22 protein-coding genes and 2 pseudogenes are annotated in these 25266 nt (G+C 74.5%); 7 read left to right on the top strand and 17 right to left on the bottom strand.

The genetic code is table 11. The features are described from left to right. Position 1 precedes the first annotated feature (1 nt). Both IE142_RS02585 and IE142_RS02580 read left to right on the top strand, forming a co-directional pair. Positions 2–412: an acyl-CoA thioesterase gene (locus tag IE142_RS02585; protein WP_191884171.1), complete on the top strand. Its 411-nt coding sequence runs from the start codon at positions 2–4 to the stop codon at positions 410–412. Continuing rightward, on the top strand, positions 409–1098 hold the full coding sequence (locus tag IE142_RS02580) for a DUF8185 domain-containing protein (protein WP_191884170.1): 690 nt from the start codon (positions 409–411) through the stop codon (positions 1096–1098). Before IE142_RS02585 ends, IE142_RS02580 begins: the two co-directional genes overlap by 4 nt. A 29-nt stretch (positions 1099–1127) precedes the next feature. On the opposite strand, the pseudogene IE142_RS02575 reads toward IE142_RS02580, so the two are convergent. The 3 genes and pseudogenes from IE142_RS02575 to IE142_RS02565 all read right to left on the bottom strand — a co-directional run. Continuing rightward, positions 1128–1274 (bottom strand): annotated as a pseudogene (locus tag IE142_RS02575) (AbrB/MazE/SpoVT family DNA-binding domain-containing protein); the annotation flags it as partial. Next, positions 1246–1660 (bottom strand): annotated as a pseudogene (locus IE142_RS36275) (ABC transporter permease); the annotation flags it as partial. The pseudogenes IE142_RS36275 and IE142_RS02575, both read right to left, overlap by 29 nt. A 157-nt stretch (positions 1661–1817) precedes the next feature. Beyond that, positions 1818–2231 (bottom strand): globin, encoded by a 414-nt coding sequence (locus IE142_RS02565; RefSeq protein ID WP_043372846.1) that lies wholly within the window; start codon positions 2229–2231, stop codon positions 1818–1820. Positions 2232–2293: 62 nt separating this feature from the next. On the opposite strand from IE142_RS02565, the gene IE142_RS02560 reads away from it, so the two are divergent. Next, a complete protein-coding gene (locus IE142_RS02560) occupies positions 2294–3271 on the top strand; it encodes a methyltransferase domain-containing protein (RefSeq protein WP_191884168.1) in 978 nt (325 codons plus the stop codon). A 31-nt stretch (positions 3272–3302) separates the two neighbouring features. Here the strand turns inward: IE142_RS02560 and IE142_RS02555 are convergent, their stop codons facing one another. From IE142_RS02555 to IE142_RS02540, 4 genes are all read right to left on the bottom strand, one after another. Then, positions 3303–4985, bottom strand: coding sequence for an FHA domain-containing protein (locus IE142_RS02555; protein ID WP_191884167.1), 1683 nt, complete (start codon positions 4983–4985; stop codon positions 3303–3305). Positions 4986–5033: 48 nt separating this feature from the next. Next, positions 5034–6380 carry a VWA domain-containing protein gene (locus IE142_RS02550; RefSeq protein ID WP_191884166.1) on the bottom strand — a complete coding sequence of 449 codons (1347 nt, stop codon included), beginning with the start codon at positions 6378–6380 and terminating at the stop codon, positions 5034–5036. A 109-nt stretch (positions 6381–6489) separates the two neighbouring features. Then, positions 6490–8013 carry a PP2C family protein-serine/threonine phosphatase gene (locus IE142_RS02545; protein WP_191884165.1) on the bottom strand — a complete coding sequence of 508 codons (1524 nt, stop codon included), beginning with the start codon at positions 8011–8013 and terminating at the stop codon, positions 6490–6492. 3 nt (positions 8014–8016) lie between these two features. Further along, complete coding sequence (locus tag IE142_RS02540; RefSeq protein ID WP_446697079.1) at positions 8017–10428, bottom strand: serine/threonine-protein kinase; 2412 nt, start codon at positions 10426–10428, stop codon at positions 8017–8019. Between the two features lie 16 nt (positions 10429–10444). Here IE142_RS02540 and IE142_RS39400 point away from each other — a divergent pair, with 16 nt between their 5' ends. Next, positions 10445–10693 (top strand): hypothetical protein, encoded by a 249-nt coding sequence (locus tag IE142_RS39400; protein ID WP_446697080.1) that lies wholly within the window; start codon positions 10445–10447, stop codon positions 10691–10693. A 69-nt stretch (positions 10694–10762) separates the two neighbouring features. Here IE142_RS39400 and IE142_RS02535 read toward each other — a convergent pair whose 3' ends face one another. From IE142_RS02535 to IE142_RS02515, 5 genes are all read right to left on the bottom strand, one after another. After that, positions 10763–12100 (bottom strand): coiled-coil domain-containing protein, encoded by a 1338-nt coding sequence (locus IE142_RS02535; protein WP_191884163.1) that lies wholly within the window; start codon positions 12098–12100, stop codon positions 10763–10765. Positions 12101–12172: 72 nt separating this feature from the next. Further along, the gene (locus IE142_RS02530) at positions 12173–13222 is read right to left on the bottom strand and encodes a glutamate ABC transporter substrate-binding protein (protein WP_191884162.1); all 1050 of its coding nucleotides are present in this window, start codon (positions 13220–13222) and stop codon (positions 12173–12175) included. A gap of 59 nt (positions 13223–13281) precedes the next feature. Further along, positions 13282–14751: a GlnX family signal transduction membrane protein gene (locus IE142_RS02525; protein WP_191884161.1), complete on the bottom strand. Its 1470-nt coding sequence runs from the start codon at positions 14749–14751 to the stop codon at positions 13282–13284. 182 nt (positions 14752–14933) lie between these two features. Next, entirely contained in the window at positions 14934–15899 is a 966-nt protein-coding gene (locus IE142_RS02520) for an N-acetylglucosamine kinase (protein ID WP_191884435.1), read from the bottom strand. Between the two features lie 41 nt (positions 15900–15940). Beyond that, positions 15941–17038 (bottom strand): mechanosensitive ion channel family protein, encoded by a 1098-nt coding sequence (locus IE142_RS02515; RefSeq protein WP_191884160.1) that lies wholly within the window; start codon positions 17036–17038, stop codon positions 15941–15943. Between the two features lie 312 nt (positions 17039–17350). Between IE142_RS02515 and IE142_RS02510 the strand changes: the two genes are divergently transcribed. Next, on the top strand, positions 17351–17887 hold the full coding sequence (locus IE142_RS02510; RefSeq protein WP_043372873.1) for an HNH endonuclease: 537 nt from the start codon (positions 17351–17353) through the stop codon (positions 17885–17887). Positions 17888–17962: 75 nt separating this feature from the next. On the opposite strand, the gene IE142_RS02505 is transcribed toward IE142_RS02510, so the two are convergent. The 5 genes from IE142_RS02505 to IE142_RS02485 form a co-directional block, all read right to left on the bottom strand. Continuing rightward, positions 17963–18220: a Uma2 family endonuclease gene (locus IE142_RS02505; protein WP_370466252.1), complete on the bottom strand. Its 258-nt coding sequence runs from the start codon at positions 18218–18220 to the stop codon at positions 17963–17965. 216 nt (positions 18221–18436) lie between these two features. Next, entirely contained in the window at positions 18437–19093 is a 657-nt protein-coding gene (locus tag IE142_RS02500; protein ID WP_191884159.1) for a class I SAM-dependent methyltransferase, read from the bottom strand. Positions 19094–19414: 321 nt separating this feature from the next. Further along, positions 19415–20773, bottom strand: coding sequence for an FtsX-like permease family protein (locus IE142_RS02495; RefSeq protein WP_191884158.1), 1359 nt, complete (start codon positions 20771–20773; stop codon positions 19415–19417). Further along, positions 20770–21477, bottom strand: a complete 708-nt coding sequence (locus IE142_RS02490; RefSeq protein ID WP_191884157.1) for an ABC transporter ATP-binding protein — start codon at positions 21475–21477, stop codon at positions 20770–20772. Before IE142_RS02490 ends, IE142_RS02495 begins: the two co-directional genes overlap by 4 nt. Continuing rightward, a complete protein-coding gene (locus tag IE142_RS02485; RefSeq protein WP_191884156.1) occupies positions 21474–22007 on the bottom strand; it encodes a PadR family transcriptional regulator in 534 nt (177 codons plus the stop codon). Before IE142_RS02485 ends, IE142_RS02490 begins: the two co-directional genes overlap by 4 nt. 278 nt (positions 22008–22285) lie before the next feature. Between IE142_RS02485 and IE142_RS02480 the strand changes: the two genes are divergently transcribed. Then, on the top strand, positions 22286–22591 hold the full coding sequence (locus IE142_RS02480) for a hypothetical protein (protein WP_043372889.1): 306 nt from the start codon (positions 22286–22288) through the stop codon (positions 22589–22591). A gap of 9 nt (positions 22592–22600) precedes the next feature. Further along, complete coding sequence (gene malQ / locus IE142_RS02475; RefSeq protein WP_191884155.1) at positions 22601–25246, top strand: 4-alpha-glucanotransferase; 2646 nt, start codon at positions 22601–22603, stop codon at positions 25244–25246. Positions 25247–25266 lie beyond the last annotated feature (20 nt).

Raw genomic sequence — 25266 nt, 5'->3', positions numbered from 1 at the left:
CTTGCGGCACATCTACCGCTGCCCGCTGCGCTGGGCGGACATGGACGCGTACGGCCACGTCAACAACGTGGTCTTCCTCCGCTACCTGGAGGAGGCCCGTATCGACTTCCTGTTCCGCCCGGAGAAGGACTTCAAGCAGGGGTCGGTGGTGGCGCGCCACGAGATCGACTACAAGCGGCAGCTCGTCCACCGGCACCACCCGGTCGACATCGAGCTGTGGGTCACGGAGATAAGGGCGGCTTCCTTCACGCTCACCTACGAGGTCAAGGACGGGGACCTGGTCTACGTCCGTGCCTCGACGGTGATCGTGCCGTTCGACTTCGAGGCGCAGCGGCCCCGGCGGATCACCGCCGAGGAACGGGAGTTCCTCGAGGAGTACGCGGACACCAAGGAGGGGGCCGTCGTCGCATGACGGTCCTCCACCTCGCCGACGGGGGGGAGGCCGCGGACCTCGCGGCCTTCCTCTCCCGGCTGCTCCACTACGACCGGTCGGCGGCGGTCCGCCTCCAGGCGGCCGGTACGGCGCTCGCCGTCTTCGGGCGGCCACCCTCCTTCGAGGTGCTGGCCGTGCGCGCGGTGCGGCTGGCCAAGCCGTACGAGAACGGGCTGGACGTCACGCTGGACGTGACCGTGTCCGCCGGTGAGCTGCTGGAGACGGTGGACGAGCAGGCGGCCACCGCCGGTGTACCCGGCGCGGTGACCGGACCCCCGTGGGCCGGGGTGCTGCCCCCGCGCGGTGGCTGGCGGCCCGAGCCGGGGCTGCCCGCCCCGGACGCACTGCGCGCGCTGGTCGCCGCCGCGGTGGCGGAGTTCCGCGCGCGTACGGGCGAGCTGGCGGCCGAAGACCGCACACGGACCGAACTGGACCGGATCGGGCGGGAGATATGGTCCCGGACGGTCGGCGACACCGGGCTGCCGGTGCGTGCCGTGCACGCGGCCCAGTCACTGGGGTTCCTGCGGCCTCCCGGGGCGTCCGTGTCCGACGAGGACGCGCCGAAGCTCTTCTCCTCGGGCGCGTGGCTGCGGCTGCGCACGCCCTACGGGTCCGTCGTCCTGCGCCGGGCGGGGACCGGGGCGCTGGGCATCAGCGTGGGCTGACGGCGCGAGGGGGCGGTGCGGCGGGGCGCTCAGGCTCCGTCGCTGTCGTCCGGTCGTACGGCGATGTGGTCGGGTTCCAGTTCCAGGGCCACGCGGTCGCGCATGTCCAGGGCGCGCGTGTACTCGGCGGGCAGCTGGAGCCGGCCCGCGCGGTCGAGCACGGCGTAGCGCCGCGAAGTACGTCAGGTCGGGGTCGCCGGATCCCTCGGTCCGCGAGCCCGGGGAGGGCGGCAGCGCGTAGGGGCCGGTGCGGATCAGGGTCCGCACCGTGTGCGGCAGGCCGTCGAAGGTTCTGACGGCCCCCTCCCGCACGCCGCGTCGGCGTCGGAGCGCTGCGCCGCCCGGCACGTCCGCCTTCACGACCAGCGCGGCGTCGGCGGCGTTGCGCGGGTCCGTCCAGGGCGTGCCGCAGGGCGGCGTCGCCGATGGCACCGGAGAACGCGGTGAGCGTGGCCAGCACCGTCGTGGTCAGCAGGACGGTGAGCAGGGCCGCGGCGAGCAGCAGGCGGTGCGCCCGCGCGCGCAGCAGCACGAACCCCGCAAGCCCCCCGAACCCCGCCACTGATCCCCCGGCACCCGTTGTCCGGACCACCTTCGGGCGAGGATCGCAGAGGGGACGCGCCGCTGGTAACCGTTCGAAAGGCGGACTTGACCGGATCGTGACCGGATTCCGGCGCCGAGGGACCGGAATCCGCGCATCAGCCCCCCGGCGGGCTCGCTCAGCCCTGCGTGTTGATCATCGAGGCCGCCGCGTACGTCAGGTACTTCCACAGGGTCCGCTCGTGCTCCTCGGACAGGCCCAGCTCGTCCAGGGCCACCCGCATGTGCTTCAGCCAGGCGTCGTGCGCCGCCCGGTCGACGGCGAACGGGGCGTGGCGCATCCGCAGCCGCGGGTGGCCGCGGTTGTCGCTGTACGTCGTCGGACCGCCCCAGTACTGCATGAGGAAGAGCGCGAAGCGCTCCTCGGCCGGGCCCAAGTCCTCCTCCGGGTACATCGGCCGCAGGATCGGATCCTCGGCGACCCCTCGGTAGAAACGGTGGACGAGCCGGCGGAAGGTCTCCTCCCCGCCGACCTGCTCGTAGAAGGTCTGCTCCTGAAGCGTGCCGCGCCGAATCTCATTCACGTCGTCCATGGTCTCAGACGCGTGGACCTAGGACTTGAGGATCAGGACCCGCCGGGCCCTACTGTGGAGTCATGGGCGGGCACCCGGACCTGGACGGCCTCGCCGCCTCCGCGCGGGCGGAGCTGGTGCGGGAGATCGAGCTGAGCGGCGCCTGGGCGGCCGACCCGGTGTGGCGGGACGCCTTCGCGACGGTGCCGCGGCACCTGTTCGTGCCGTACTACTACGTCGGCGTCCGGGGCGGCTACGAACGCCGCTGGGGGGAGCATCCCGACCCCGGTGCCCGCGAGCGCTGGGTGCGCGGCGCGTACGCCGACGCCCCGCTGGCCACCCGGCTGCGCGACGGTGAGCTGCTCTCCTCCAGCAGCCAGCCGTCGCTGATGGCGGAGATGCTGGCGGAGCTGGGCGTGACGGACGGCGACCGGGTCCTGGAGATCGGCGCCGGCACCGGTTACAACGCCGCCCTGCTCGCCCACCGGCTCGGCGACGACGACCTGGTCACCACCGTCGACCTGGAGCCCGAGATCACGGAGTCGGCCCGCCGGCACCTGGCCGCGGCCGGGTACCACCCGGCCGTCGTGACCGGTGACGGCGCCCGCGGGGTGCCCGGACGCGCCCCCTACGACCGCGTCCTCGTCACCTGCGCGCTGTCCTCGATCCCGCGCGCCTGGCTCGCCCAGTGCCGCCCCGGCGGCCGCATCCTGACGCCGCTCGCCACCGGCCTGGTCGTCCTGACCGTCCGCGACGCCGGGCACGCCGAGGGGCGCTTCCTGCACACGCCCGCGTACTTCGTGCCGCTGCGCGGGATCTCTGACCGGGCCGAGCCGGAGACGCCGGGCCTGGGCGGAGTGCCGCGCCGGGCCCGCGAGGACGACCTCTTCCGCTTCCTGCTGGCGCTGAGCCGGGGCAGCCTCGACCCGCAGGAGGCATACGCCCTGTGGGCCCGCGAGGACGCCCCGCGCCGCGAGCGCTACGGCATCACCGTCAGCGGCGAACGGGCCTGGGCGTGGCTGGACGACCCGGAGGGCCCGTACGCCTGGCCGTTCACCTGACCCGGCCGCGCCGGGTCAGGTGGTCCGGCGGCTAACCGCGGCGGATCGTGATCGTCGTCCAGGCGCCGACGTGCACCCGGTCGCCGTCCTGGAGCGGCACCGGCACGAAGGGCTGGATGGGCTCCTCGCCGCCGTTGACCGTCGTGCCGTTCGTCGAGTTCTGGTCGACGACCGCCCAGTTCCCGCCCGGCTGTTGCACCAGCACCGCGTGCTGGTGCGAGACGCCCGGGTCCTCAGGCGGCACGGCCAGATCGATGTCCGGGGTGTCGCCGGTGGAGTGCCGGCGGCGTCCGATGGTGATCTGGTTGCCGCTGAGGGTGCGCTGCTGCTCGGGCGAGTACGCGGGCAGGTTCAGGCCCGCGGCCTCGGGGCCGGAGCGCTGCATCATCGCCATGAAGTACTCGCGGTCCGGGCCGATGGTCGCCGTCCACGTCGCCGGTCCCTGGGGCCGTTGCGGCTGCTGGGGCTGCTGCGGGAACCCGTAGCCGCCGCCACCACCGGGCGGGGGAGGCGGGGCCTGGGTGGTGCCGGGCTGCGGGTAGCCGTAGCCGCCGCCCTGCGCCGGACCCGGGCCGTTCGGACCACCCGGACCACCGGGGCCACCCGGTCCGCCGGACGACGGCGGGGAGAGCACCCAGTCGTCGTCTCCGCCGCCGAAGGAGGGGCCGCCCTGCTGCGGGCGGTCGGTCTCCTGCGGGAAGGCGGGCGGGGCCGGCGGACCGGAGTGCTGGTAACCCTGCGGAGAGCCCCCCGGGGCACCGGGGCCGGGCGGCGGCGGAACCGGCCGCGACGGGTCGGCGCCGAACGAGGGAGGTGCGGGCGGGCCGGAAGGCCCGTTGGGGCCACCGGGGTCGCCGGGCCCACCGGGACGGGACGGTGCGCCGGGGCCACCGGGGCCACCGGGGCCGAAGGGGTCAGAGGGGCTGCCGGCTCCCGGACCGCCGGGGCGGCCCGGTCCTTCGGGACCAGCAGGCCCGCCGGGGTTGAAGGGGCCTCCGGGGCCATTGGGGCCACCCGATCCGAAGGGGCCGCCCGGACCGCCCGAACCGTCGGGCCCGTTGGGTCCGCCAGGCCCGCTGGGTCCGCCGGGCCCATTGGGGCCACCGGATCCGAAGGGGCCGCCAGGGCCACCGGGACCGCCGGGCCCATTGGCGCCGCCAGGCCCGAAGGTGCCACCAGGACCGCCCGAGTCACCGGGGCCGCCAGGGCGACCACCGGGACCACCGCCCGGCCCACCGTTCCCCGACGGGTCGCCGCCGAAGGGCGGGCCCGGCGGGATCGGCTCCGCCGGCCGGTTCATCCGGGACGGGCGGGAGCCCTGGTAGTCGTACGAGTCACCGCCGCCGTACGACGGGCCCGACGGCGGCTGCGGGAAGCGCGGCCCCGGGCCACCGGACGCCTGCGGGCGCGGGGCGGCCGGGGTGTACGAGGTGGCGGTGTTGGTGAGGAAGTTCCACCGGCACTCCTCGCAGAACGGCGCCCCGCCCTCACGCGGCGTGCGGCACTGCGGGCACACCTGCGGCTCGGCACCGGGACCACCGGGGCCGCCCGCCGGGCCACCGGGACCGCCGCCCGGGCCGGCCGGCGGCGGGAAGTAGCCGCCGCCCGGGGGCGGCGGCGGGGGAGGGGGCGGCACGGCACCGGCCATGCGGTGACCGCAGACCTCGCACCAGTCGTCGGAACCCGACTGGTGTCCGTTCGGGCAGGTCGGCATGTCGGTGCTTCCCCCTCTTGCGGGCTTGATGGACCGTGTTGTCCTGCGTCACTTCTTCACACGAACAGTCTTCGTCGACCGAGTCTCGAGAGTCATCTCGTCGGCCTCCTCGACCTTCGCTTTGAGTCGCACAGTACCTGCCACCGCGTCGACCACGTCCACCACCTTGGCGAGCAGTTTCGCCGTATCCGCGTTTCCGGAGGCTCCCGCGAGCTGAACGGCCCGGCCCAGTTTGGCCGTTGATCCGTCGATGTCTCCCGCTTTGCGGAGATCGAGCCCCTGTTGGATGACTTGCGCCAGTTCGGCCTGCCCGGTGTAGTGGGCGACCTGGGGGTTGATCGACGTGGAGGCGGCCATGTCGTCGGTCCACACGGCGCGCACCAGGCCCTGGGCGCCGAGGCTCTGGACCGTGCCGCCGGGCTCCGGAATGACCAGGGAGACCCGGGCGGCAAGCATCTCCTGGCCGAGGTCCGCGGCCGGTACCTCCACGCAGACGTGGTAGTCGCGGGACTCGTCGCCCCAGGAACCGGTGGGGTAGTCACCGGCGCGCGGGCCCGCCTCGGCGCGGCGGCCGGTCAGTTCCTCGACCGTGGGGGCGACCTGCTTGACGAACTTCACAGTGGTGCCCACGGGGGTCCACAGGCGCAGGGCGACGTCCGCGACCTCCTTGCCCATCGCCGTCTCCATCATCTGCGTGAAGTCGGCGGTGAGAGAGGCCGGGTCGGCGACGATGTCGGCGGTGCCGAGCAGGGCGGAGGCGATCCCTGTGACTTCTTTCACTTCCCAGTCGGTGCCCACGCCCCGCGCGTCACAGGTGAAGCGTCCGGCGCAGGCGTCGAGCGCGGCCTTCAGCTCCTCGGGTGACTCGTGTTCATTGCGGCCGTCGGTGAGCAGGATGCCGTGGCGGATGGCGACGTCCGCGGTGGCCAGCAGCCGGTCGGCCAGCCGCAGCCAGGTGCCGATGGCGGTGCCGCCGCCCGCGCTCAGCCTGCGCAGCGCCTGCTTGGCCTGCTCCCGGGTGGTGGCGTCGGCGACCGCGAGCCGGCCGTCGCCCGGATAGACTTCCCTGGCCACGTGCGTGCCGCCGATCACCGTGAAGTGCACGCCGTCGCGCAGAGTGTCGATCGCGGCGGCCGTCGCGTCGCGGGCGTTGCGCATCTTGGTGGGCGGGTAGTCCATCGAGCCCGAGCAGTCGACCATGAGTGCCACGGCCGCGGACGGGCCCTGGCCCGGTGAGTACAGGTGGGGCGCGGTGACCGCGCTCCCGATCGTGCCGCCGCCGGTCGCGGTGACCGTCACGATGGCGTTGACCTCGCGGCCACCCTCGGGCAGGTACTCGTTCTGGTAGACGTCCACCGAGAACTGCGGCACGTTCGACTTCGAGAAATTGGCCATGCCCGATCGCATCCCCCTCTACGTCCCCACGGTGGTGGGCTGACGGCGCGGGCCGCCCCCTGCGGCCCGCGAGACCGCCCCGCGCGCATGCCTGCCCGTGCGGGGGGCCTCAGGCCGATCCTGCCCCCTGCGGCGGCACCGGGAACGGCAGGAGGGCCACTGTTACGTTGTCGTGGCCCCCGCCGTCCAGGGCGTGACCGACCAGGACGCGGGCGCTGTGCAGGGGGCGCGCGGCAGCGTCCAGGGGCACGGCGTCGGCCATCTCCTCGGCCGACTCCGCGTAGTTCCACAGGCCGTCCGTGCAGACCACGACCACACCGGGCCGGTCCGGCTTGAACGCCGCGGTGTGCGGCTCCAGTTCGTAGGCGTCGGCGCCGAGCCACCCGGTGATGGCGTGGGCGCGCTCGTCGGCGTAGGCCTCGGCCTCGCTCATCAGGCCGGCGGCGACCATCTGCGCGGCCCACGAGTCGTCCTCGGTGAGCCGGGCGGGCGGGGTGCTCCGGTCGACCGGCACCCAGTAGACGCGGCTGTCGCCGACCCAGCCGACGACCAGCAGGCCCGCGGCCACCACGGCGCCGACCAGGGTGCAGGCGGGGGCGTTCTGGTGCGGGGCCTGCTCGCGGGCCGTCTCGGGTTCCTCGGCCAGCGCGTTGACGGCGTGCGAGGCGGCGAGGATGGCGTCGTGCATGGCCTGTTGCGGATGCGTGCCGCGCGGCAGGGCGCTGAGCAGCGACTCGCCGGCCGCCCGGGACGCCGCGAGCGAGGCGTCGTCGGGGCGGGTCGCCGAGGAGACGCCGTCGCAGACGATCGCCACGCTCGCGGGAGCGCCGTCGGGCAGCGCGGTGCAGCCGACGGAGAACGCGTCCTCGTTGCGGTGGTGCCGCAGGCCGCGGTCGCTCACCGCGGCGACCGGGCCGGACTCCTGCTCCATGTGGTCGCGTTCGCGAGGCTGGGCGTGCCCGCAGTTCTCGCAGTAGCCGTCGTCGTCGACCCGGCCCGCGCGGCAGGCCACGCATACCTTCTCGTTCGCGGCGGGTGCGGCGGGTGCGGCGGGTGCGGCGGGTGCTGTCGGTGCCGCGGGTGCGGCGGGCGAGCGGGGGTCGGGCGCCTGCAACGGGTACTCCTCGGGCTCTCGGCGGTCGCTCCGCCCGTAGTCCTCCCGTCCGTAGTCCTCCCGTCCGTGGTTCCCCCGGCCGTACTCCTCCCGCCCGTGATCCTCCGGGCCCGCCCGGTGGTCGGACCGCACCCCGGACGCGGCCGGTTCGGGCGCCGTCGGCGGCATGGGCGGCGCGCCCGACGGCACCGGCCGCACCGGCGGCATCGGCGGTGCGGCCGGTGGCGGCGGCAGCGAGGAGCCGCCCGAGTCGGTGCCCGGGACCTCGGCCGCCGTGTGAACGGGGGCGGGCCGGCCGAAGCCGTCCGAGTCCCGGGCCACGGGCCAGTCCACGCCGTCCGGTGCCGACGACGGCGGGGACACCGCGCCGTTCATGGCGATCGTCGGGCTGTCGTCGGGCCGTGCGGGCACGGCGGACAGGTCGTATCCACACGCACCGCAGAAACGGTCACCCGACTCGAGGGGTTCCTCGCAGCTCGGGCACTTCGGCACAGCGGCCTGCTGGGGCATCTGCGACATCAACTACACCCACGTCCGGGGGCGGTAACGATTGGCACGTTCCACCAGGTCGATCCTCTCCTCGCCGCCCCGCGCCAGCCGGGCCAGCGTGCGGTACGAACGCTCCAGGCCGAAGCGCAGGCCGCGTTCGTCCAGGCCGCTGCCGAGCAGCGTCCGTCCCCCGGCGGCGGGAGGGACGGAACCCCGACCTCCGGAGAGTACCCAGTCCAGCGCGCAGCCGAGGACCTCGGCCGACAGCTGTTCGCGCCGCGCCGGGTCCAGACCGTACACGTCCAGCGCCTCGACCTGCCGCGCGGCAGCGGTCAGATCGTCCAGGAACGCCACGTCGCCCGCCGCCGCGGTGCGCTGCCGCAGCCGCGCCCGTACGGCCGCCACGCGCGCGCCGGTGTAGTGGATGGAGGACTCCGGCACCGACTCCAACGTCCGTACGGCACCGGCCCGGTCGCCGCCGGCCAACTGCACCCGGGCCAGCCCGAACGCCGCGCTGACGTGGCTCGGGTCGGTGGCCCACACCAGGCGGTAGTACTCGGCCGCGTTGTCGAGCTGACCCAGAACCTCCGCGCACAGGCCCAGCGCCAGCTTGGGCGCGATCTCGCCCGGGAACGCGTCGTAGATCGCGTCGAAGGCCAGTGCGGCGCCCTCGTGGTCGCCGGTCACCAGCGCGGCCAGCCCCCGGTACCAGACCACCCGCCAGTCGTCGGGCCGTTCACCCTCCAGCGTCTCCAGACCCTCCAGGGCGCCGGGCGCGTCGCCGCTCTCCAGCCGGGCCCGGACCTGCCGCAGCCGCGTCTCCGTGGACGGAGCGGGCGCCGCGGCCAGCGCGGTCAGCAGCTCGGCCGGCGCGGACGCCATCAGGCCCGCCAGGAAACCCGCGTTGGGGTCCCCGGCGTCGACCCGGGGCACCGGCAGCGCGAGGGCGGCGACGGGAGCGTCGGCCTGCTTGACCAGGCCGGGAGCGGTGGCGCCGGGCCCGCCGCCCGCGCCGGCCGTGCTCACCGCGCCCGGCAGCGCGGCGCTCGCGCCCGTCCCCGCGGGCGGGACGGCGCCCGTGCCCGCCGGTCCGGTGGCGCCCGTGCCCGTCCCGCCGGGGGCCCCCGGACCCGCCCCCGTCCCGCCGGGCGCCCCGACCGCGGCGCTCGTACCGCCCGGCAGCGCCGGGCCGGTGCCCGCGCCGCCCGTCAGCCCGGCCGCCGCACCCGCGCCGCGCCGCCTGCTCCCGACCTCCCGCGCCCCCAGCCGGGACACCTCACCGTCGAGCCTCGGGAACAGCTCCGTGTCGGTCACCCTGGCTTCCGGCCCGAACAGCGTGGACACGGCGGGCCGGGAGCGGCCCGTCTGCAGCGAGACCACCTCGCGCAGCACGCCCGTCAGCTGCTCCGCCATCTCCTGCGCCGAGGCGAACCGGCGCGCCGGATCGGGGTCGGTGGCCCGCACCAGCAGCCGGTAGAACGACTCGTACCGCCGGAAGACGTCGATGGTGTCCGGGTCCGGCAACGAGTCGGCGTAGACGGTCGTGTAGCCCTGGAAGTCGAACGTCAGCACGGCCAGCGTGCGTCCGACCGTGTACAGGTCGGACGCCACCGACGGGCCGACGTCGGCGACCTCCGGTGCCTGGTAGCCGACCGTGCCGTAGATGGCGGACTCCTCGTCGTCCATCCGGCGCACCGCGCCCATGTCGATCAGCTTGAGCTGGTCCTCGCTCTGAATGGCGTTGTCGACCTTGAGATCGCAGTAGAGGAGGTTGCGGCTGTGCAGGTGACCGAGCGCCTCCAGCGTCTCGATGCCGTACGCGCAGGCCTGCTCCACCGGCAGCGGGTCGCGCCGCCCCTCGGGGGTGCGCCGGCCGTTGGCGATCTCCTTCAGGGACTTGCCGCCGACGTACTCCATGACGATGTACCCGTCCAGCGAACCCGTCCGCTGGTCGAGGTGCTCGACGAAGTTGTAGATCCGCACGATGTTCGCGTGCTCGATCTCCGCGAGGAACCGCCGCTCGGAGATCGCCGCCGCCATCGCGTCCTGGTCGCCGGTGTCCAGCAGGCCCTTGAGGACCACCCAGCGGTCCGAGACGGCCTTGTCGACGGCCAGGTAGATCCAGCCGAGGCCGCCGTGCGCGAGGCAGCCCACCACCTCGTACTGGCCGTGCACCACGTCCCCGGCCCGCAGCTTGGGCACGAACGAGTACGGGTGCCCGCACTTGGTGCAGAAACCCTCCGTGCGCCCCGGCCGCTGCCCGCGCGCCCGCCCGACCGGCGCCCCGCAGTCCGAGCGCGAGCAGAACCGCTTCCGCTCCGGCACCTCGGGATTGTCCAGGACCATCGCGCGTGGGTCGGGGCGCGGGATCGCCGGGACCTCGACCAGACCGGCACCGAGCCGGCCGCGCGCGGAGGCACCGGCGCCCGAACCCGAGCTGCGCACCGACACCGAGCGTCCCGTGGACCGGCCCGACACCGACCGCGAGAGCCGCCCCGACACCGAACGCCGGGACTTCGAGGACTGCGACGACGTACGCGAACTGCGCCCGCTGGAACGGGAACTCCCACTGTCCGCCGAGCCGCCCGAGCCCCGCCCGCCGCCCCCGGTGACGCCGGTCGGCGACGAGCCGACCATGCCGTCGGCGGCGACGACCGGTGCGAGACCGCACGTGTCGCAGTACAGCTCGCCGCCGCCCACGTCCTCGTAGGTCCCGTCGCAGCCGGGACGCTGACACGTCCGCCCTGCCTCACTCATGACGCTGCCTCCCCCTCGTCGCTCACGCGCCGGGCCCCCGTCCGGTCCGGTCCACCGGCCCGCCCTGACCGGGCACGCGCGGGGCTGAGCCGAGCAGTTCGGCCGCCGCGTGCTGGTAGCGCAGCACGGCCTGCTCGGCGACGCGCAGGTCGCAGGGCGCGCTCCACAGCATGCGGCGCGCCTTCTCGTACTTTTCGGACAGCTCGGGGTCCTCGGCGTGGCCGAGCCGGGCCACCTTCGCCTTGTACGCGTCCAGCCGGCCGCGCAGCTCGGCGCGGACCGCGAGCGGCGCGGTGACCGCCGTCAACGACTCCCGGGCGCGCAGCAGCTCGTCCTCGGCCTTCTCCTCCAGGGACTCCAGGAGCGGGGACAGACGGTGCCACTGGGCGTGCCTGCGGTACTCGGCGGCCGCCGCGAGCTGCTCCTGGAGCGCGGTCGGCGGACCGCTGACCACCGGCACCTCCGTCGCGGCGATCTTCGCCAGCACCTCGCCGCGCGCGGTGCGGGCCTCGGCGAGCGTGCGGTCCGCGCGGGAGAGCACGTCCCGCAGCCGTACGATCCGCTGCTCGGCGTCCTGGCGCACGGCCAGCACGGCGTCGATCTCACGGCGCACGTCCTCCAGGGCGCGCGCCTCCCGGTCGTACACCGTGGTGTCCGGGCGGCCGCCGCCCGGCGCCGAACTGCCCTCGGCGGGCAGCCAGAAGGCGAGCGGGTCGGACACGACCTGCTCGCGCAGCCTCGTCAGGGTGCGGGTGATCCGCTCCAGGTCGTCGCCGGCCGGGTGCTCGCCGGGACGGACGCCCACGGAGTGCGCGAGTTCGCGGGTGCGCCTCAGCTCGGCGGCGAGTAAGTCGATCCGCGCGGGCAGCGCCGACCACACCGCGTCGGCGGCGACCACCATGTCCAGGGAGGTCGCGTACAGCTGGTTCATCCGGTCCACCAGCGTCGCCAGTGAGTACCGCTCGCTGAGCCGGCCCGGCCCCCCGGTCAGGGTGGGGCCCGTGGCCGTGGCGCCGCCGCCCGCCACCGTGACGGCCTCGCCGCGCATCAGTTCGGTCAGCTCCGCCAGGTCCTCGCGGCTGGACCAGCGGCGCCGGGCCCGGATCTCCCGCGCGGTGCGCAACGCGCCCGAGTACGCGTCGAAGTAGGTCCACAGCAGCGTGATCGACGCCTCCGCGGCGGCCCAGCGCTCGGCGGTCACCCCGGTCAGCTCGGCGCCTTCGAGGAGTCTGCGGCCCGCGTGGTCCTGGAGGGCGAGGAGCGAGGTCTCGATCGCCTCGTGCTCCGCGCCGAGCCGCGCCAGCGCACGGTCCACCTCGTCCCGGTCCATCACCGGCCCGGTGGGTCCCGTGTCGCCCATCGATCACCTCTCGCTGTCGCGGACTTGTGCGTTCTCTGTTCCCGCGGTGCGTCCTCGCGGTGCGGCGGTCCTTCAGTTCTCGCGCAGGTACTGCGGTGGACTCGGTGGCTCCGACTTCGCCGGGTCGCCGCCCATGGTCTTGGACAGCCACCGTTCGTACGAGCGTTGCCAGCCCTCGGCCTCGTCCGCGCGCCACTGAACGAGGATGTGGTTGACCCGGCGTACCAGATCGTCGGCGTCCTTCTTCATCGCCACGCCGTAGTACTCGGTGGTGAAGGCGTCGCCCTTCAGTTCCACCGTGGGGTCCTGGGCCGCCTGGCTCGCGGCGAGCGCGCCGTCGGTGACCACCGCGTCGACCTCGCCGAGCTGGAGCCGCACCAGGCAGTCCAGCTGGTTGGGCACCGTGGTGCGCAGGTCGACGCCCTCGGCGAGCCTGCCGTCGGCCCGGTCCCGCTGGAGGGTGCTCAACGCCGTCGAACCCGCCGCCGTGCAGATCTCCTTGCCGGCCAGTGTCCCGTCGTAGCCGGTGATGTCCGACGACCTGGGGGCCAGCACCTGCTGGCCGGTGCGGAAGTACGGGGCGGAGAAGGCGACGTCGGTCAGGCGGTCGCAGTTGATGGTCATGGTGCGGACCACCATGTCGACCCGGCCGTCCTGGATCGCGGGTATGCGCTGGTCGGTGGGGATCGCCTTGAACTGCACGGCGTTCCGGTCGCCGAGGATGTCCTCGGCGATGCGGCGCACCAGGTCGATGTCGAAGCCCTCCAGCTCGGCGTCGCCGCCGCTGTTCGGGTCCCGGTAGCCCCAGTGGTAGCTGTTCTGGTCGACGCCGACGATCAGCTTGCGCCTCTCGCCCTCACGGCCGCGGATCTCGTCGATGGCGGGGCCGTCGTCGCCGGCCGGGGGCAGGGTCTGCTTCTCCGGGTCCGTGCACTCCTCGGCGGCGCGTGCCTGGCCCCCGCGGGCGACGCCGTGGCCGCCGCTGTCCGTGCCGTCGCTCCCGCCGTCGGCGCGGGCCAACGGCAGGAGCAGGGCGAAGAGCACGGCGAGGGCGCAGGCGACGGCCATCGCCCCCACTCCGCCCCAGCCCTTCAGGCCGGTCCGCAGTCGTCGTGCGCGCATCCTCACGCCTCCTTTCACGGGTTCCCCTTCCCACCCGTCCGCCGGACCCACGCCCCGCCTCACCGGTACTCCGAGAGCCTGCGCCCGATGCCCAGCAGCGCGCCGGCCGCGCCCAGCCCGGCGAGGACACCGGCGCCCTGCGGCAGGTACCCCATCGCGTCCAGCCCGTCGCCCGCCGCCTGCGCGAATTCCCGTTCCTCGTGCTCGAGAGCGGTGGCGAGCGAGGCGTCGACGCCGTCGAAGCACTCGTCGGTGGCACCCTCGCCGCCGATCACCAGGTCCAGCGCCTGCTGGTAGTTGCCGTTCTCGTCCTGCTCACGGGCGGCGGCGTGGCGCTCCTTCCACTCCGCCATGTTCCCCTTCGCCACGGTGACCGGGCGCTCGCCCGCCTCGTCGTCGGCCAGGGAGGCGGCCCGGGCCAGGCCATTGCCGAGCGCGTCCATGTTCTTCCCGAAGTCGAAGTCGTAGGCGTCGACCGTCTCGTCGCCGACCTTCTTCGTCTCCGCGCCGCGCGCCACCAGGGTGAGGTTCTCGTTGCCCCGCGCCTTGAGGGAGGCGATCCGGGCGTCGTGCAGCACGTTCAGCGAACGTACGCCGTGGTCGTGGGAGTCGCCCAGGTTCGACCGCGCGACGCCGTGGCCGACGACCAGCCAGAGCAGGACGACGGCGGCCGTGGCCGTGGCGGTGACCATGCCGTGGTTGAGGACCCGGTTGGTGCGCCGGTAGTTGCGGTGCTGTGCCCAGGCCAGGGCGGCGAGCGCGAGGACGCCGAGGCCGATGGCGGCCCACGGGTAGGACCTGGCGTCGTCGTAGTCGGCGCTCAGCCGCCGGTTCTCCGTCTTGTACAGGTCCTCCGCGGCGGGGAGCATCTCCCGCTGCATCTTCTCGTTGGCGTAGCGCAGGTAGGCGCCGCCGACCGGGAAGCCCTGCCGGTTGTAGGTGCGGGCGCGCTCGATGAGGCCCTTGTACTCGGGCAGCAGGCGGTTGAGCCTGGTGATGGTGTCGGCCGAGGGCGAGTCGGCGTCGGAGTCGGCGGCGGCCGTCACCAGCCCTTCGGCGGCCGTGCGGATGCCCTTCTCGTACCGGTCCCGGGACTCCTCGGTCTCCTGGCCGCCGGCGAGGAACCCGCTGGAGGCCGCGGTGTTGGCCTCGGCGAGGGAACGGTATATGTCGGCCGCGTCCGAGGTGAGCGGCTGGCTGCGGTGCAGCACGTCGTCGGCCGCCGCGGATCGCTCGTGCATCTGCCAGGCGGTGACCGCGCCGAAGGCGACGACCAGCGCGGCGAGCAGCGCCCCGATGATCCGCAGCCGCCCCGGCTCGGTGACGGCGGCCGCGCGCAGCCGGTCGAGGCCCTCGGCGAACGCGGTGCGGCGGGGGGCGGTGGGCGGGGGAGGGGGAGGGGGAGGGGACCCGGCGGGAGCACCGCCCCGCTGCGGTGGGACGGACGCGGACCGCGGCGGTACGGCGGGCAGGGTCGGCACGCCCGTGCCCGGCGGTGGCGCCGCGCTGCCCTTCGGCGGTCGATTCACTGCTGACCTCCCCCATGGTCATCCGTCGCCGCAAGTATCGCTGCCCGCACCGGCATTCGCACCGGCCTTCACTCGATCTTGATTCGATCCGGGTGCAACGCACCACCCATGCCCAGGAATACGCCACCGGAACCGGTCCGGTTCCCCGGACCGGTTCCGGTGGCGCGACACCGCCCAGGGCCTCAGCCGGCGAAGTGGTCCCGCGCCCGCGCGTGCGCCTCGGGCGCCGCCCCCGTCCGGTCAAGCCCCAGCAGCACCGCGCCCAGCACCGGCCGGGCCGTCACCACGCGCGGTACGGCCTCGGGGGCGCGGGCCGCCAGCAGCTGCCGTATCCGGTCGTCGAGCCGCGGATGCCGGGCCGCCAGGACGCTGCCGCCCAGCAGTACCGGCGTCCGCTCGGCCAGCAGGTCCAGCCGGGTCAACGCGATCGTGGCCATGGCGACCACCTCGTCGGCCTGCCGGTCGACGATCGCCCGCGCGATCGGGTCGCCGCCCGCCGCCGTCGCGAACAGCACGGGCGTCAGCTCGTGCCGCCGGGCGGGCTCGACCCGGCGCAGGTGCAGGGCCTCGATGAGGGCGTACATCGAGGCGAGCCCGAAGTGGGCGGGCAGCGTGCGCGCCAGCTCGGTGGGGTCCCCGCGGCTGTCCGCCGCCCGCGCCGCGTGCCACAGCGCCTCCTCCGCGAGCCCCCAGCCGCCGCCCCAGTCGCCGGACAGCCGCCCGACGGCCGGGAAGCGGGCGGTGCGCCCGTCGGGGCGCATGCCGACGCAGTTGACGCCCGCTCCGCACACCACGGCGACCCCGCGCGGCTCGTCGACGCCGGCCCGCAGGACCGCGAGCGCGTCGTTGCGCACGTCCACGCTCGCGCCCCGCGCGCGGGCGTGCAGGGCGGCGGCCAGCTGCTCCTCCTCCACCGGCAGGTCGGCGTTGGCCAGGCATGCCGAGACGTGTTCGACGGAGGTGACGCCGGCCGCCGCGAAGGCCCGCGCCACCGCTTCCGCCAGGGCGTCCACGGCCCGCTCGACGCCCACCGCGGGAGGCCGGAAGGCGCCGCCGCGAGCCGTGGCGAGGACCTCCCCGTCGGCCGCCACCACGGCCACGTCGGTCTTGCTGTTCCCCGCGTCGACGGCGAGGAGAGTCCCGGTCAGACCCGGTCGTTGTCTCGGGGGCGGGAAGAGCGCGGGTGTCCCTACTTGGTGGTGCTCGGCGGCGGAATCGGGGACGCCGCGACGGACTGCGGGGAGACGGTGCTCGAGTAGGCCGACGGGGCCGCCATGCCCGCGGTCGGATCGGGTGCCGCGGCCTCCTGCCCCGGCACCTCCGGCCTGCCGACGATCGGGATGCCGGCCGCGTCGAAGGCTCGCTTGACGCGCCAGCGCAGCTCGCGCTCGACGGTGAGGGACTTGCCGGGCATGGTCTTCGCGGAGACCCGCACCACCATGGAGTCCAGCAGTACGGAGTCCAGGCCGAGCACCTCGATCGGGCCCCAGAGCATCTCGTTCCAGGGTTCCTCCTTGCTCATCCGCTCGCCGACCGCGGCGATGGTCTCCTTCACCTTCTCCAGGTCCTCGTCCGAGCGGACGGTCACGTCGACGCCGGCCGTCGACCAGCCCTGGGAGAGGTTGCCGATCCGCTTCACCTCGCCGTTGCGGACGTACCAGATCTCGCCGTTGTCGCCGCGCAGCTTGGTCACCCGCAGTCCGACCTCGATGACCTCGCCGGAGGCCACGCCGGCGTCGATGCTGTCGCCGACGCCGTACTGGTCCTCCAGGATCATGAAAACGCCGGAGAGGAAGTCGGTGACCAGATTGCGGGCGCCGAAGCCGATCGCGACGCCGGCGACACCCGCGGAGGCCAACAGCGGGGCCAGGTTGATCTCGAAGGTGCCCAGCACCATCAGGGCCGCGGTGCCGAGGATGAGGAAGCTGGCCACCGAGCGCAGTACGGACCCGATGGCCTCCGAGCGCTGGCGGCGCCGCTCGGCGTTGACCAGCAGGCTGCTCAGCGCGGTGCTGGCTCCCGTCCCGGCCCTGCGGTTCATCCGGTCTATCAGCTTGGTGATCGCCCGCCGGACCACCACCCTGAGCACCGCCGCTATCGCCACGATCAGCAGCACCCGCAGGCCGATCGCGAGCCAGGTCGACCAGTTCTCCTCGACCCAGCCGGCGGCGTTCGAGGCGCTTTCCTGGGCGTCCTTGAACGAGGGCACCGCCGGTGTCGACGACTCCGAGGGCGACGGCGACGGTGACGGACCGGCGGCCAGTAGGACGGCGGCGGACAGGGACACGACGGATACCTCCAGGTGCGGTGCCGCCCGCCCCCCCCGGTGGGGGTCGCTCCAAGTCCACGGAATGGTCACCGGACGGGCGGAATCACCACACTAACGGGGCACCGTGTGCGGAACGGCGCGAAGTTCACAGGAGAGACCGTGCTCACCCGCGCTTGAACTGGTCACGGTCGTGGGGATGGATTCCCTGTGGTCGAAAACACTCCCAGCCCGTTACCGGGACATGGTGGCGCTTCCACCAGCCATGAGGGGAGACTGACTGCAGATCGTCCCGGCGCGAGCCACGCGCCGCCGACGCCCAAGGAGGCACCCGTGCCGCATGTTCTGGTCCTCAACGCGTCGTACGAGCCACTCGGCGTCGTACCGCTCCGCCGCGCGCTCGTCCTCGTCCTCGAGAACAAGGCCGTGTGCCTCGAGGAGTCCGGCGCCTTTCTGCACAGCGCGACCGTCACCGTGCCCGCACCCAGCGTGGTCCGGCTCAAGCGGTTCGTGCGGGTGCCCTACCGGGGGCCCGTCCCGCTCACCCGCCGGGCGCTCTTCGCCCGGGACGGGGGCCGCTGCATGTACTGCGGCGCCGTCGCCACCAGCGTCGACCACGTCATCCCGCGAAGCCGCGGGGGCCTGCACGCGTGGGACAACGTGGTGGCGTCCTGCCGCCGCTGCAACCACCTCAAGGCCGACCGCCACCTCGGCGAGATCGGCTGGCGCCTGCGCCACGAGCCCGCCCCGCCCACCGGACTGGCCTGGCGCATCATCGGTACGGGCCATAGGGACCCGCGCTGGCTGCCGTACCTGCAGCCGTACGGCGCGGAGGACGCCATGGCCCGGATCGACGGCATTTCCGCCTGACGATCCGGGCCTCTGTCCGCCGTGCGGTCGGGTGGGAGCCGCGGCTGGCGGGAGCGGGTCAGCGCACCCACTTCTTCAGCGGCTCGGTGTCCAGGGTGATGCCGACGGGATCGGGCAGCGCGATCTCCTCGCCGAAGGGGACCGCTGCACGGTCTCGTACCGCCCGCCGTCCGGCCGGCTGCGCACCTCGCAGGTGTCCCGTTCGATGAGGAGGTACACCGGGATCCCGGTCTCCGCGCGTGCCCGGGGCTTGTCGACGCGGTCGCGCCGGTCGGTGTCCGAGTCGTACGAGGTGACCTCGACGACCACGAGGACGGGGTGGCATCCGCCCATTCGCCCGCGCCGGCGAAGGCGTGGCCGGCGCTGAGTGAGCCGTCGGGGCGGGCAGCGGCCTTCCCGGTACGACTCGACAACCGGAACCTGTGGTGAGAGTCGAGAACGCAGTGGGGAACTCAGCCCTGGCGTGCGGGGTGTTCCCGGTGCGGGGTGCCCGGCCCCAGCGCGCGCGGTCAGCGCCCCGACCAGGAGGAAGGCCGGGGCGGCGCTCGATCAGGGGCGACGCCACGTGAGTGTGTAGCGCCAGAAGAGCCGGCGGCGCAGGCGTGCGCCGGGCAGGACCGTACGGGCCTGTTGGGCGATGTCGGCGAAGGGCATGTCGGCCGGCCGGGTCCGGGCGGACATCGAAACGGGCGGGGCCGCGCTCCGCCCTCGGTTCTTGAGCCACCCCGTGGCGGCGTTCAGGGGGAGGGCCGTGGCGCTGAGCAGATGGTCCGTGGCGGTCTGTGGCCGGTAGAGGCCGACGACGACCAGGGTGCCGCCGGGAGCCAGGTGCCGGCGGAAGGCGGCGAGGGTCTCGGCGAAGGGCAGGTGGTGGAGGGTGGCGACGCAGGTGATGACGTCGTGGGGCCCGTCCGGGAGGCCCGTCGGGGCGTCCGCGACGGTGAAGGACGCGGATGTCGCCTCGGGGGTCAGCAGGCGCGCCCGCGAGGTGATCTCCGGGTCGGAGTCGATGCCCCGGACCTCGTCGGCGCGGGTGGCGAGGAGCCGGACCAGATCACCGCTGCCGGAACCGACGTCCAGCGCGCTGCCGAACCGGCTGGGGAGCCGTCGCAGGATCCACGGGTGGTAGTGGGCGTTGTGGTCCCACGGGTGAGCGGCGTTGAAGCGGTCGAGCGCTTGGAGCAGCCGGTGCGGCGGCGGTGACACGCGGCTCCTTCCGTGCTCCGTCCCGGTGGATCCGCAGCCCGTGACGGCTCACGCCCGTCCCGGCTCCACGCCCTCGCGGGGAAGCGTGAGCACTTCCACTCCAACTGTCCTTGAGTCGCTCATGTGAGCCCTCCGATGACACATGGCCGCCGACTGCTCACGCTTCTGGAACGCTACCCGCCCCCGGCCCGAGCCGCGGGGCGCCATCCGGCACGGCTGCGACGGGGAGACGCGCGCGGCCGGGACGGGCGGAGGTTCCCCGGCGGAGTCGCTGGTCACCCTGGCCCTCGGCCGACCTGCCCGCGCCCGGTCATCGACCCCTCACACGTAGCGCAGCTCGCCCGGCCGCACCGAGCGCCCCAGCAGCGGCAGTGCCGTCGCTGCTGCCAGCAGGCAGGACCCGTACACGGCGGGCGCGACCAGCAGGGCGGTCCACGGGAGCGAGCCGTCGCCGGTCAGGGACGAGTACCAGGTGCCGACCGCCATGCCGCCGACGCCCGCCAGCAGCAGGGCGGGGGCGAGGGGGAGCGCGGTCTCCAGGAGCAGGGCCCGGTTCAGGACCGTACGGGGCACTCCCGCGGCGACCTGGGCTGCCAGGGCGCGGCGGCGGGTGGTCAGCGACTCGGCAGTGCCCACGGCGAGGCCGCAGAGGGTGATCGCGAGGGCGACGAGGACGGCGGCGGCGGTCAGGTCGAGGCCGGTGGTGTAGTACGCCATGTCGGCGCCGAGGTGCCACTCCCTGGTGCGCAGCTCGGTGAGCATCGCGTGCCGGATGCACAGGAACGCCGTACCGGCGACGGTCACCACGAGGACGGCGGCGTGGGTGCGGGCCGGGGCATACGGGTCGTCGCGCAGCCGTTCCGCCGCGAGCAGTGGGGCCGCCGTCCCGGCCCGCTCGGCCAGGAGCCGGCCGGTGAACCGAGCGGTGGCCCCGGCCAGCCAGACCGCGCCCGCGCCGAGCGCGACGACGAGGGAGAAGACGGTCAGCGGACCCTGCCAGTGCACCCGGTCGCCCGCGCTGTGACCGCTGCTCATGGCGAGCGGGGCCACCGCTGCCAGGAGGACCAGTCCGCACAGGAACAGCGTCCCCGGCCCGCGTCCCGTTCGCGGCGCCACCCGTCGCACCCATCCCAGCGGCGACGCCACGACCCGGCGCAGCGCCAGCGCACCCGCTGCCGCGCCCAGTACGGGTACGCCGACGGCGACCAGCGCGATGCCCGCCCACGTCAGCGCGGTCGGCCCGTTCCACAGGCGCAGCAGGAGCAGCACCGAGAAGACGGTCGCCACCGCCGAGCCCACCAGACAGGCGAGCCCGGTCTCCAGCGCCGCGATCCGCCGCACCTGCCAGGGCGTCGCCCCGGCCAGCCGCAGCGCGGCGAGGCGGCGGTCCCGGTGCACGGCCCCGATCCGCGTGCACTGGCCGAGAAACGCCAGCACCGGCACCAGCACCAGCAACAGGCCGGCGATCACCCCGGACCGGGTACCGGGCTGGCTCGCCAGACCGTGGAAGACGGACACGGTGAAACCACTCGGGACCGAGGCCAGCGCGACCGCCGCCAGCGCGAAGCCCGTCGCCAGTGCCGCGCCCGCCGCCGTCAGCGCGAGTCGCCACCACTCCCGCCGGTCCGATCCGCGCACCAGCTGCCGGGCCAGCCGGACGTCCGAGACCACCGTGCTCACGCCGTCACCCCCAGCGGCGCAACCGCGCCGTCCCGGAGCCGGACCTCGCGGTCGGCGTACGCCGCCACCTGGGCGTCGTGCGTGACCAGCAGCACCGCCGTGCCCGACTCCCGGGCCGTGTGCGCCAGCGCCGTCATCACCTGCTCCGCCGACAGCGAGTCCAGCGCGCCGGTCGGCTCGTCCGCGAACACCACCTTCGGGCCGGTGACCAGCGCACGGGCCAGCGACGCCCGCTGGGCCTGTCCGCCGCTCATCGCGCCCGGCCGCAGTTCCTCCTGCCCGCGCACCCCGAACCGCTCCAGCCACTCCCCGGCCCGCGCCCGTGCCTCCACGCGCCCGGCACCGGCCAGCATGAGCGGCAGCGCCACATTGTCCAGGGCCGTCAGCTCCGGAATCAGCTGACCGAACTGGAAGACCACCCCGAAATCGGTGCGCCGCAGCTCGCTCAGCCGCTTCTCGGGCAGTTCCTCCAGCCGCCGTCCGGCGTACGTCACCGAGCCGGCGTCCGGCCGGACGATCCCGGCCAGGCAGTGCAGCAGCGTGGACTTGCCACTGCCGCTGGCCCCGGTGACGGCGAGGATCTCGCCGGCCCGCAGTTCGACCGAGGCACCGCGCAGGGCCTCCGTCCTGCCGTGGGCCTTCACCAGGCCGCGGGATGCGAGAAGCGGCTGCGCCGCGTTCCCGGTCGTGTCCCCGTTCGTCATGCTGTGCGAACCTCCGCGGTCAGGGTGGTGAGCCGGGCCGCCGTCGTGGCCATCCAACGGAGGTCGGCGTCGAGGTGGTTGAGGGCGTAGTCGGCCGAGAGCACGGTGGTCAGGTCCGTGCCGGGGGCCGTCTTCACCGCTGTGAGCTCCCGCATCCGTTCCATGTGAGCGGTGCGCTGGGCCAGCAGATAGGTGCCCGCGTCGCCACCGGTCAGGATGGAGACGACGACCTTGGTGAAGATCTCGTTCGTCACGAAGGGGGCGGGCGGGGCGATCTCGCCCGCCCAGCGCGCCAGTTCGCGCGCGCCCGCCTCGGTCGGGCGGTACGCGGTCCGCTCGGGGCCGCCGTCCGACGCGGTGCCGTCCACCTCCGCGAGGCCGTCGCGGACCAGACGCTGCAGGGTCGTGTAGACCTGCCCGTAGGCCAACGGCCGGGCCTGGGGGAAGCGTTCGTCGTGGCGCCGCTTCAGGTCGTAGCCGTGGCTCGGCCCCGAGGCGAGCAGCCCCAGCAGGATGTGACGGGTGCTCATGAGGAGTAAGTATTCACCAAGTACAGGTACTGAGTGAATAGCCGGGGCGTTGCCAGGGCGCTTCCCCTGATCTTCGGCGTTCGCGGCCTCTGTCCGTCGTGACCGGTTTGCGCGTTCTCCTGATGGGTTAGGTGACTGTTCCGCCCGTATTCGGTGAGATTTTTCGGGGGTGAGGTGTGACCAGGGCCACGTTGTCGGTGTCGGGGCGTCTGTCCTCGCGCGGACTGGGTAGGGCTGCCGTAACCCGCCAAAAGCGTGCTCGACACAAGGAGGCCCCCGTGGCTGCACTGGCACCCCTGCTGCTCCCCGCCCCGTCCAAACCCGTGGCGGAGCCGTCCACTCCCTGGGCGGAGCCCTCCGCCGCCTCCGACACCCCTCACTACTGCGTCTTCGGCGCCACCGGGAGCTGCGCCGAGACCCCGCTCACCAGCGAACCGCCGCTGCCCGACGCGGAGCCCCTCACCAGCGAGTCGCCGTTCGCCGACGCCGTACCGCTGACCAGCGAGTCCTCGCCCGAACTCACGGCCGACGTGCCGGAGCAGGGCGGCCCCTCCTTCGCCGTCCCCGAACCCACGAGGTCATAGAGGTCGCAGATGCCAGCAGCCCGGCCGGCCGAGCTTCCCGCCGAGGACCTTCCCGAGGATCTGACCCGGCTCGCCGCCCTGCACGGCGTCGCCACCTCCTACCGCCCGTCCCCGGACCGCACCGTCGCGGCCTCGGTCACCGCCGTCACGCTGGCCCTGGCCGCCCTCGGCGTGGACGCGAGCACGCCGGAGGCCGTGCGTGCCGCGCTCGCCGCCCGCGACACCGACCTGCGCGAACGCCTGCTGCCGCCCACCGTGGTCGCCTGGAGTGACGGCACCCCACCGGCCGCCCTCACCACCCTGCCCGACGGCACCCGGCTGCGCATCGACACCGAGCTGGGCGACCACCGCACCGGCACGGTGGGTAACCCGTCCGCTGAGATCGCGACCTCCTCGACCGGCGACACCCTCGCGGACCGCCCGGTCGGTGAGGGCGCCGTGGGCTCGTCGGTGGGTGGGGACGCTGAGGGCGGCCCTGGTGGTGCCGATGCCGTGGATCGCCCGGGAGGTGATGTTCTCGCGGGCCGTCGGGCCGGTGAGGGTGGCGGGGGTGGCCCGGGTGGTGCTGATGTCGTGGGCCGCCCGGGAGGTGATGTTCTCGCGGGCCGTCGGGCCGGTGAGGGTGGCGGGGGTGGCCCGGGTGGTGCTGATGTCGTGGGCCGCCCGGGAGGTGATGTTCTCGCGGGCCGTCGGGCCGGTGTCGGCGTCGTAGGTCCCCCGGCCGGTGACGACGCCGCGGGGCCCCCGGCCGGCGACGTCATCCGCGGTCGCCCGCCCGGCGACGGCACCACGACCCGCACGGCCGGTGACGGTGCCGTGAGGCGGTCGGTCCGTGACGCCCTCGCCGGGCTCCCGCCCGGCGTCCACCGACTGACCGCCACCGCCCCCGACGGCCGGACCGCGCACGCCCACCTGATCGCGGCGCCCGCCCGGCTGCCCGCCCCCGCCGCCCGCTCCCACGGCCTCCTCGTCCAGCTCTACTCCCTCCTCTCCCACCGGTCCTGGGGAATGGGCGACCTCGGCGACCTCGGCGAGCTCGCCGCCTGGGCCGGACGCGCCCTCGGTGCCGGGTTCATCCAGGTCAACCCGCTGCACGCGGCCGTGCCCGGTCCCCCCACCGACCCCTCCCCGTACCGCCCCTCCTCGCGCCGCTTCCCCGACCCCGTGCACCTGCGGATCGAGGACGTGCCCGAGTTCGCGCACGTCACCGACCACGAGCGCGCCCGGACGCTGCGGGAGCGGGCGGCGCGGCTGCGGGGCGCCGTACTGGAGAGGGACGCCCTCATCGACCGGGACGCCGTGTGGGAGCTCAAGCGCGAGGCACTGGAACTGCTCCGCGAGGTTCCCCTCGGCCCCGGCCGCCGCGCCGCCTACTGCGACTACCTCGCCGAACAGGGCACCGCCCTGGAGGACCACGCCACCTGGTACGCCCTCGCCGAGGTCCACGGCCCCGACTGGCACCGCTGGCCCGAGGGCCTGCGCGACCCCCGCTCGGCCGACACCGCTCGCGCCCGCACCGCCCTGATGGACCGCGTCGACTTCCACTCCCGCCTCGCCTGGCTCACCGACACCCAGCTCAGGGCGGCCCAGCACACCGCCCGCGAGGCCGGCATGCCGGTCGGGATCGTCCACGACCTCGCCGTGGGCGTACACCCTCGCGGCGCCGACGCCTGGGCCCAGCAGGAGCACTTCGCCGCCGGCATGTCGGTGGGCGCCCCGCCCGACGCCTTCAACGCCCGCGGCCAGGACTGGGGCCTGCCGCCCTGGCGACCCGACCGCCTCGCCGCCTCCGGCTACTCACCCTTCCGCGGCCTGCTGCGGGGCCTGTTCCGCTACGCCGGGGCCCTGCGCATCGACCACGTCATGGGCCTGTTCCGGCTCTGGTGGGTCCCCGAGGGCCACCCGCCCACCGAGGGCACCTACGTCCACTACGACGCCGAGGCCATGCTCGCCGTCCTCGTCCTGGAGGCCTCCCGCGCCGGTGCCGTGGTGATCGGCGAGGACCTGGGCACCGTGGAACCCGGCGTGCGCGAGGCGCTGCGCGATCGCGGGGTGCTCGGCACGTCGGTGCTCTGGTTCGAGCGGGACTGGGAGGGCGACGGCCGTCCCCTGCCCCCCGAGCGCTGGCGCGCCGACTGCCTGGCCACCGCGACCACCCACGACCTGCCGTCCACCGCCGCCCGCCTCACCGGCGAACACGTCGAACTCCGCGACCGCCTGGGGCTGCTCACCCGCCCACTGGAGCAGGAACGGGCCGAGGCGTCGGCGGACACGGCCGAGTGGCTGGACGTACTGGCCCGGCTCGGCCTGCTGCACGGCACCGCCGGGGACACCGGAGCCCCCTCCGAGGAGGCGGAGATCCAGGCCGTCCACCGCTTCCTGCTGCGCACCCCCGCCCGCATGGCCGGCATCTGGCTCCCGGACGCCGTCGGCGACCGCCGGCCGCAGAACCTGCCCGGCACCTGGGACCAGTACCCGAACTGGCGCCTGCCGATCGCCGACGCCGAGGGCCGCCCCGTGACCCTGGAGGATCTGGCCGCATCTCCGCGGCTGCACGCCCTGATCGACGTCGTACGGGAGCGCGCCGGGCACGGGGAGGAGCGTTCCGAAGGCCCTGTCCGGTCCCCGTACGGCACCCCGGGCGCGCGCCCCTGACGGCCGTTCGCTAACTTTGC

The sequence above is a fragment of the Streptomyces mutabilis genome, assembly GCF_014649815.1.
In the GTDB taxonomy this organism is placed as follows: Bacteria; Actinomycetota; Actinomycetes; order Streptomycetales; family Streptomycetaceae; genus Streptomyces; species Streptomyces mutabilis.
The sequence above is the reverse complement of the archived record's forward strand: the minus strand, read 5'-3'. Positions and strand labels throughout refer to the sequence as shown.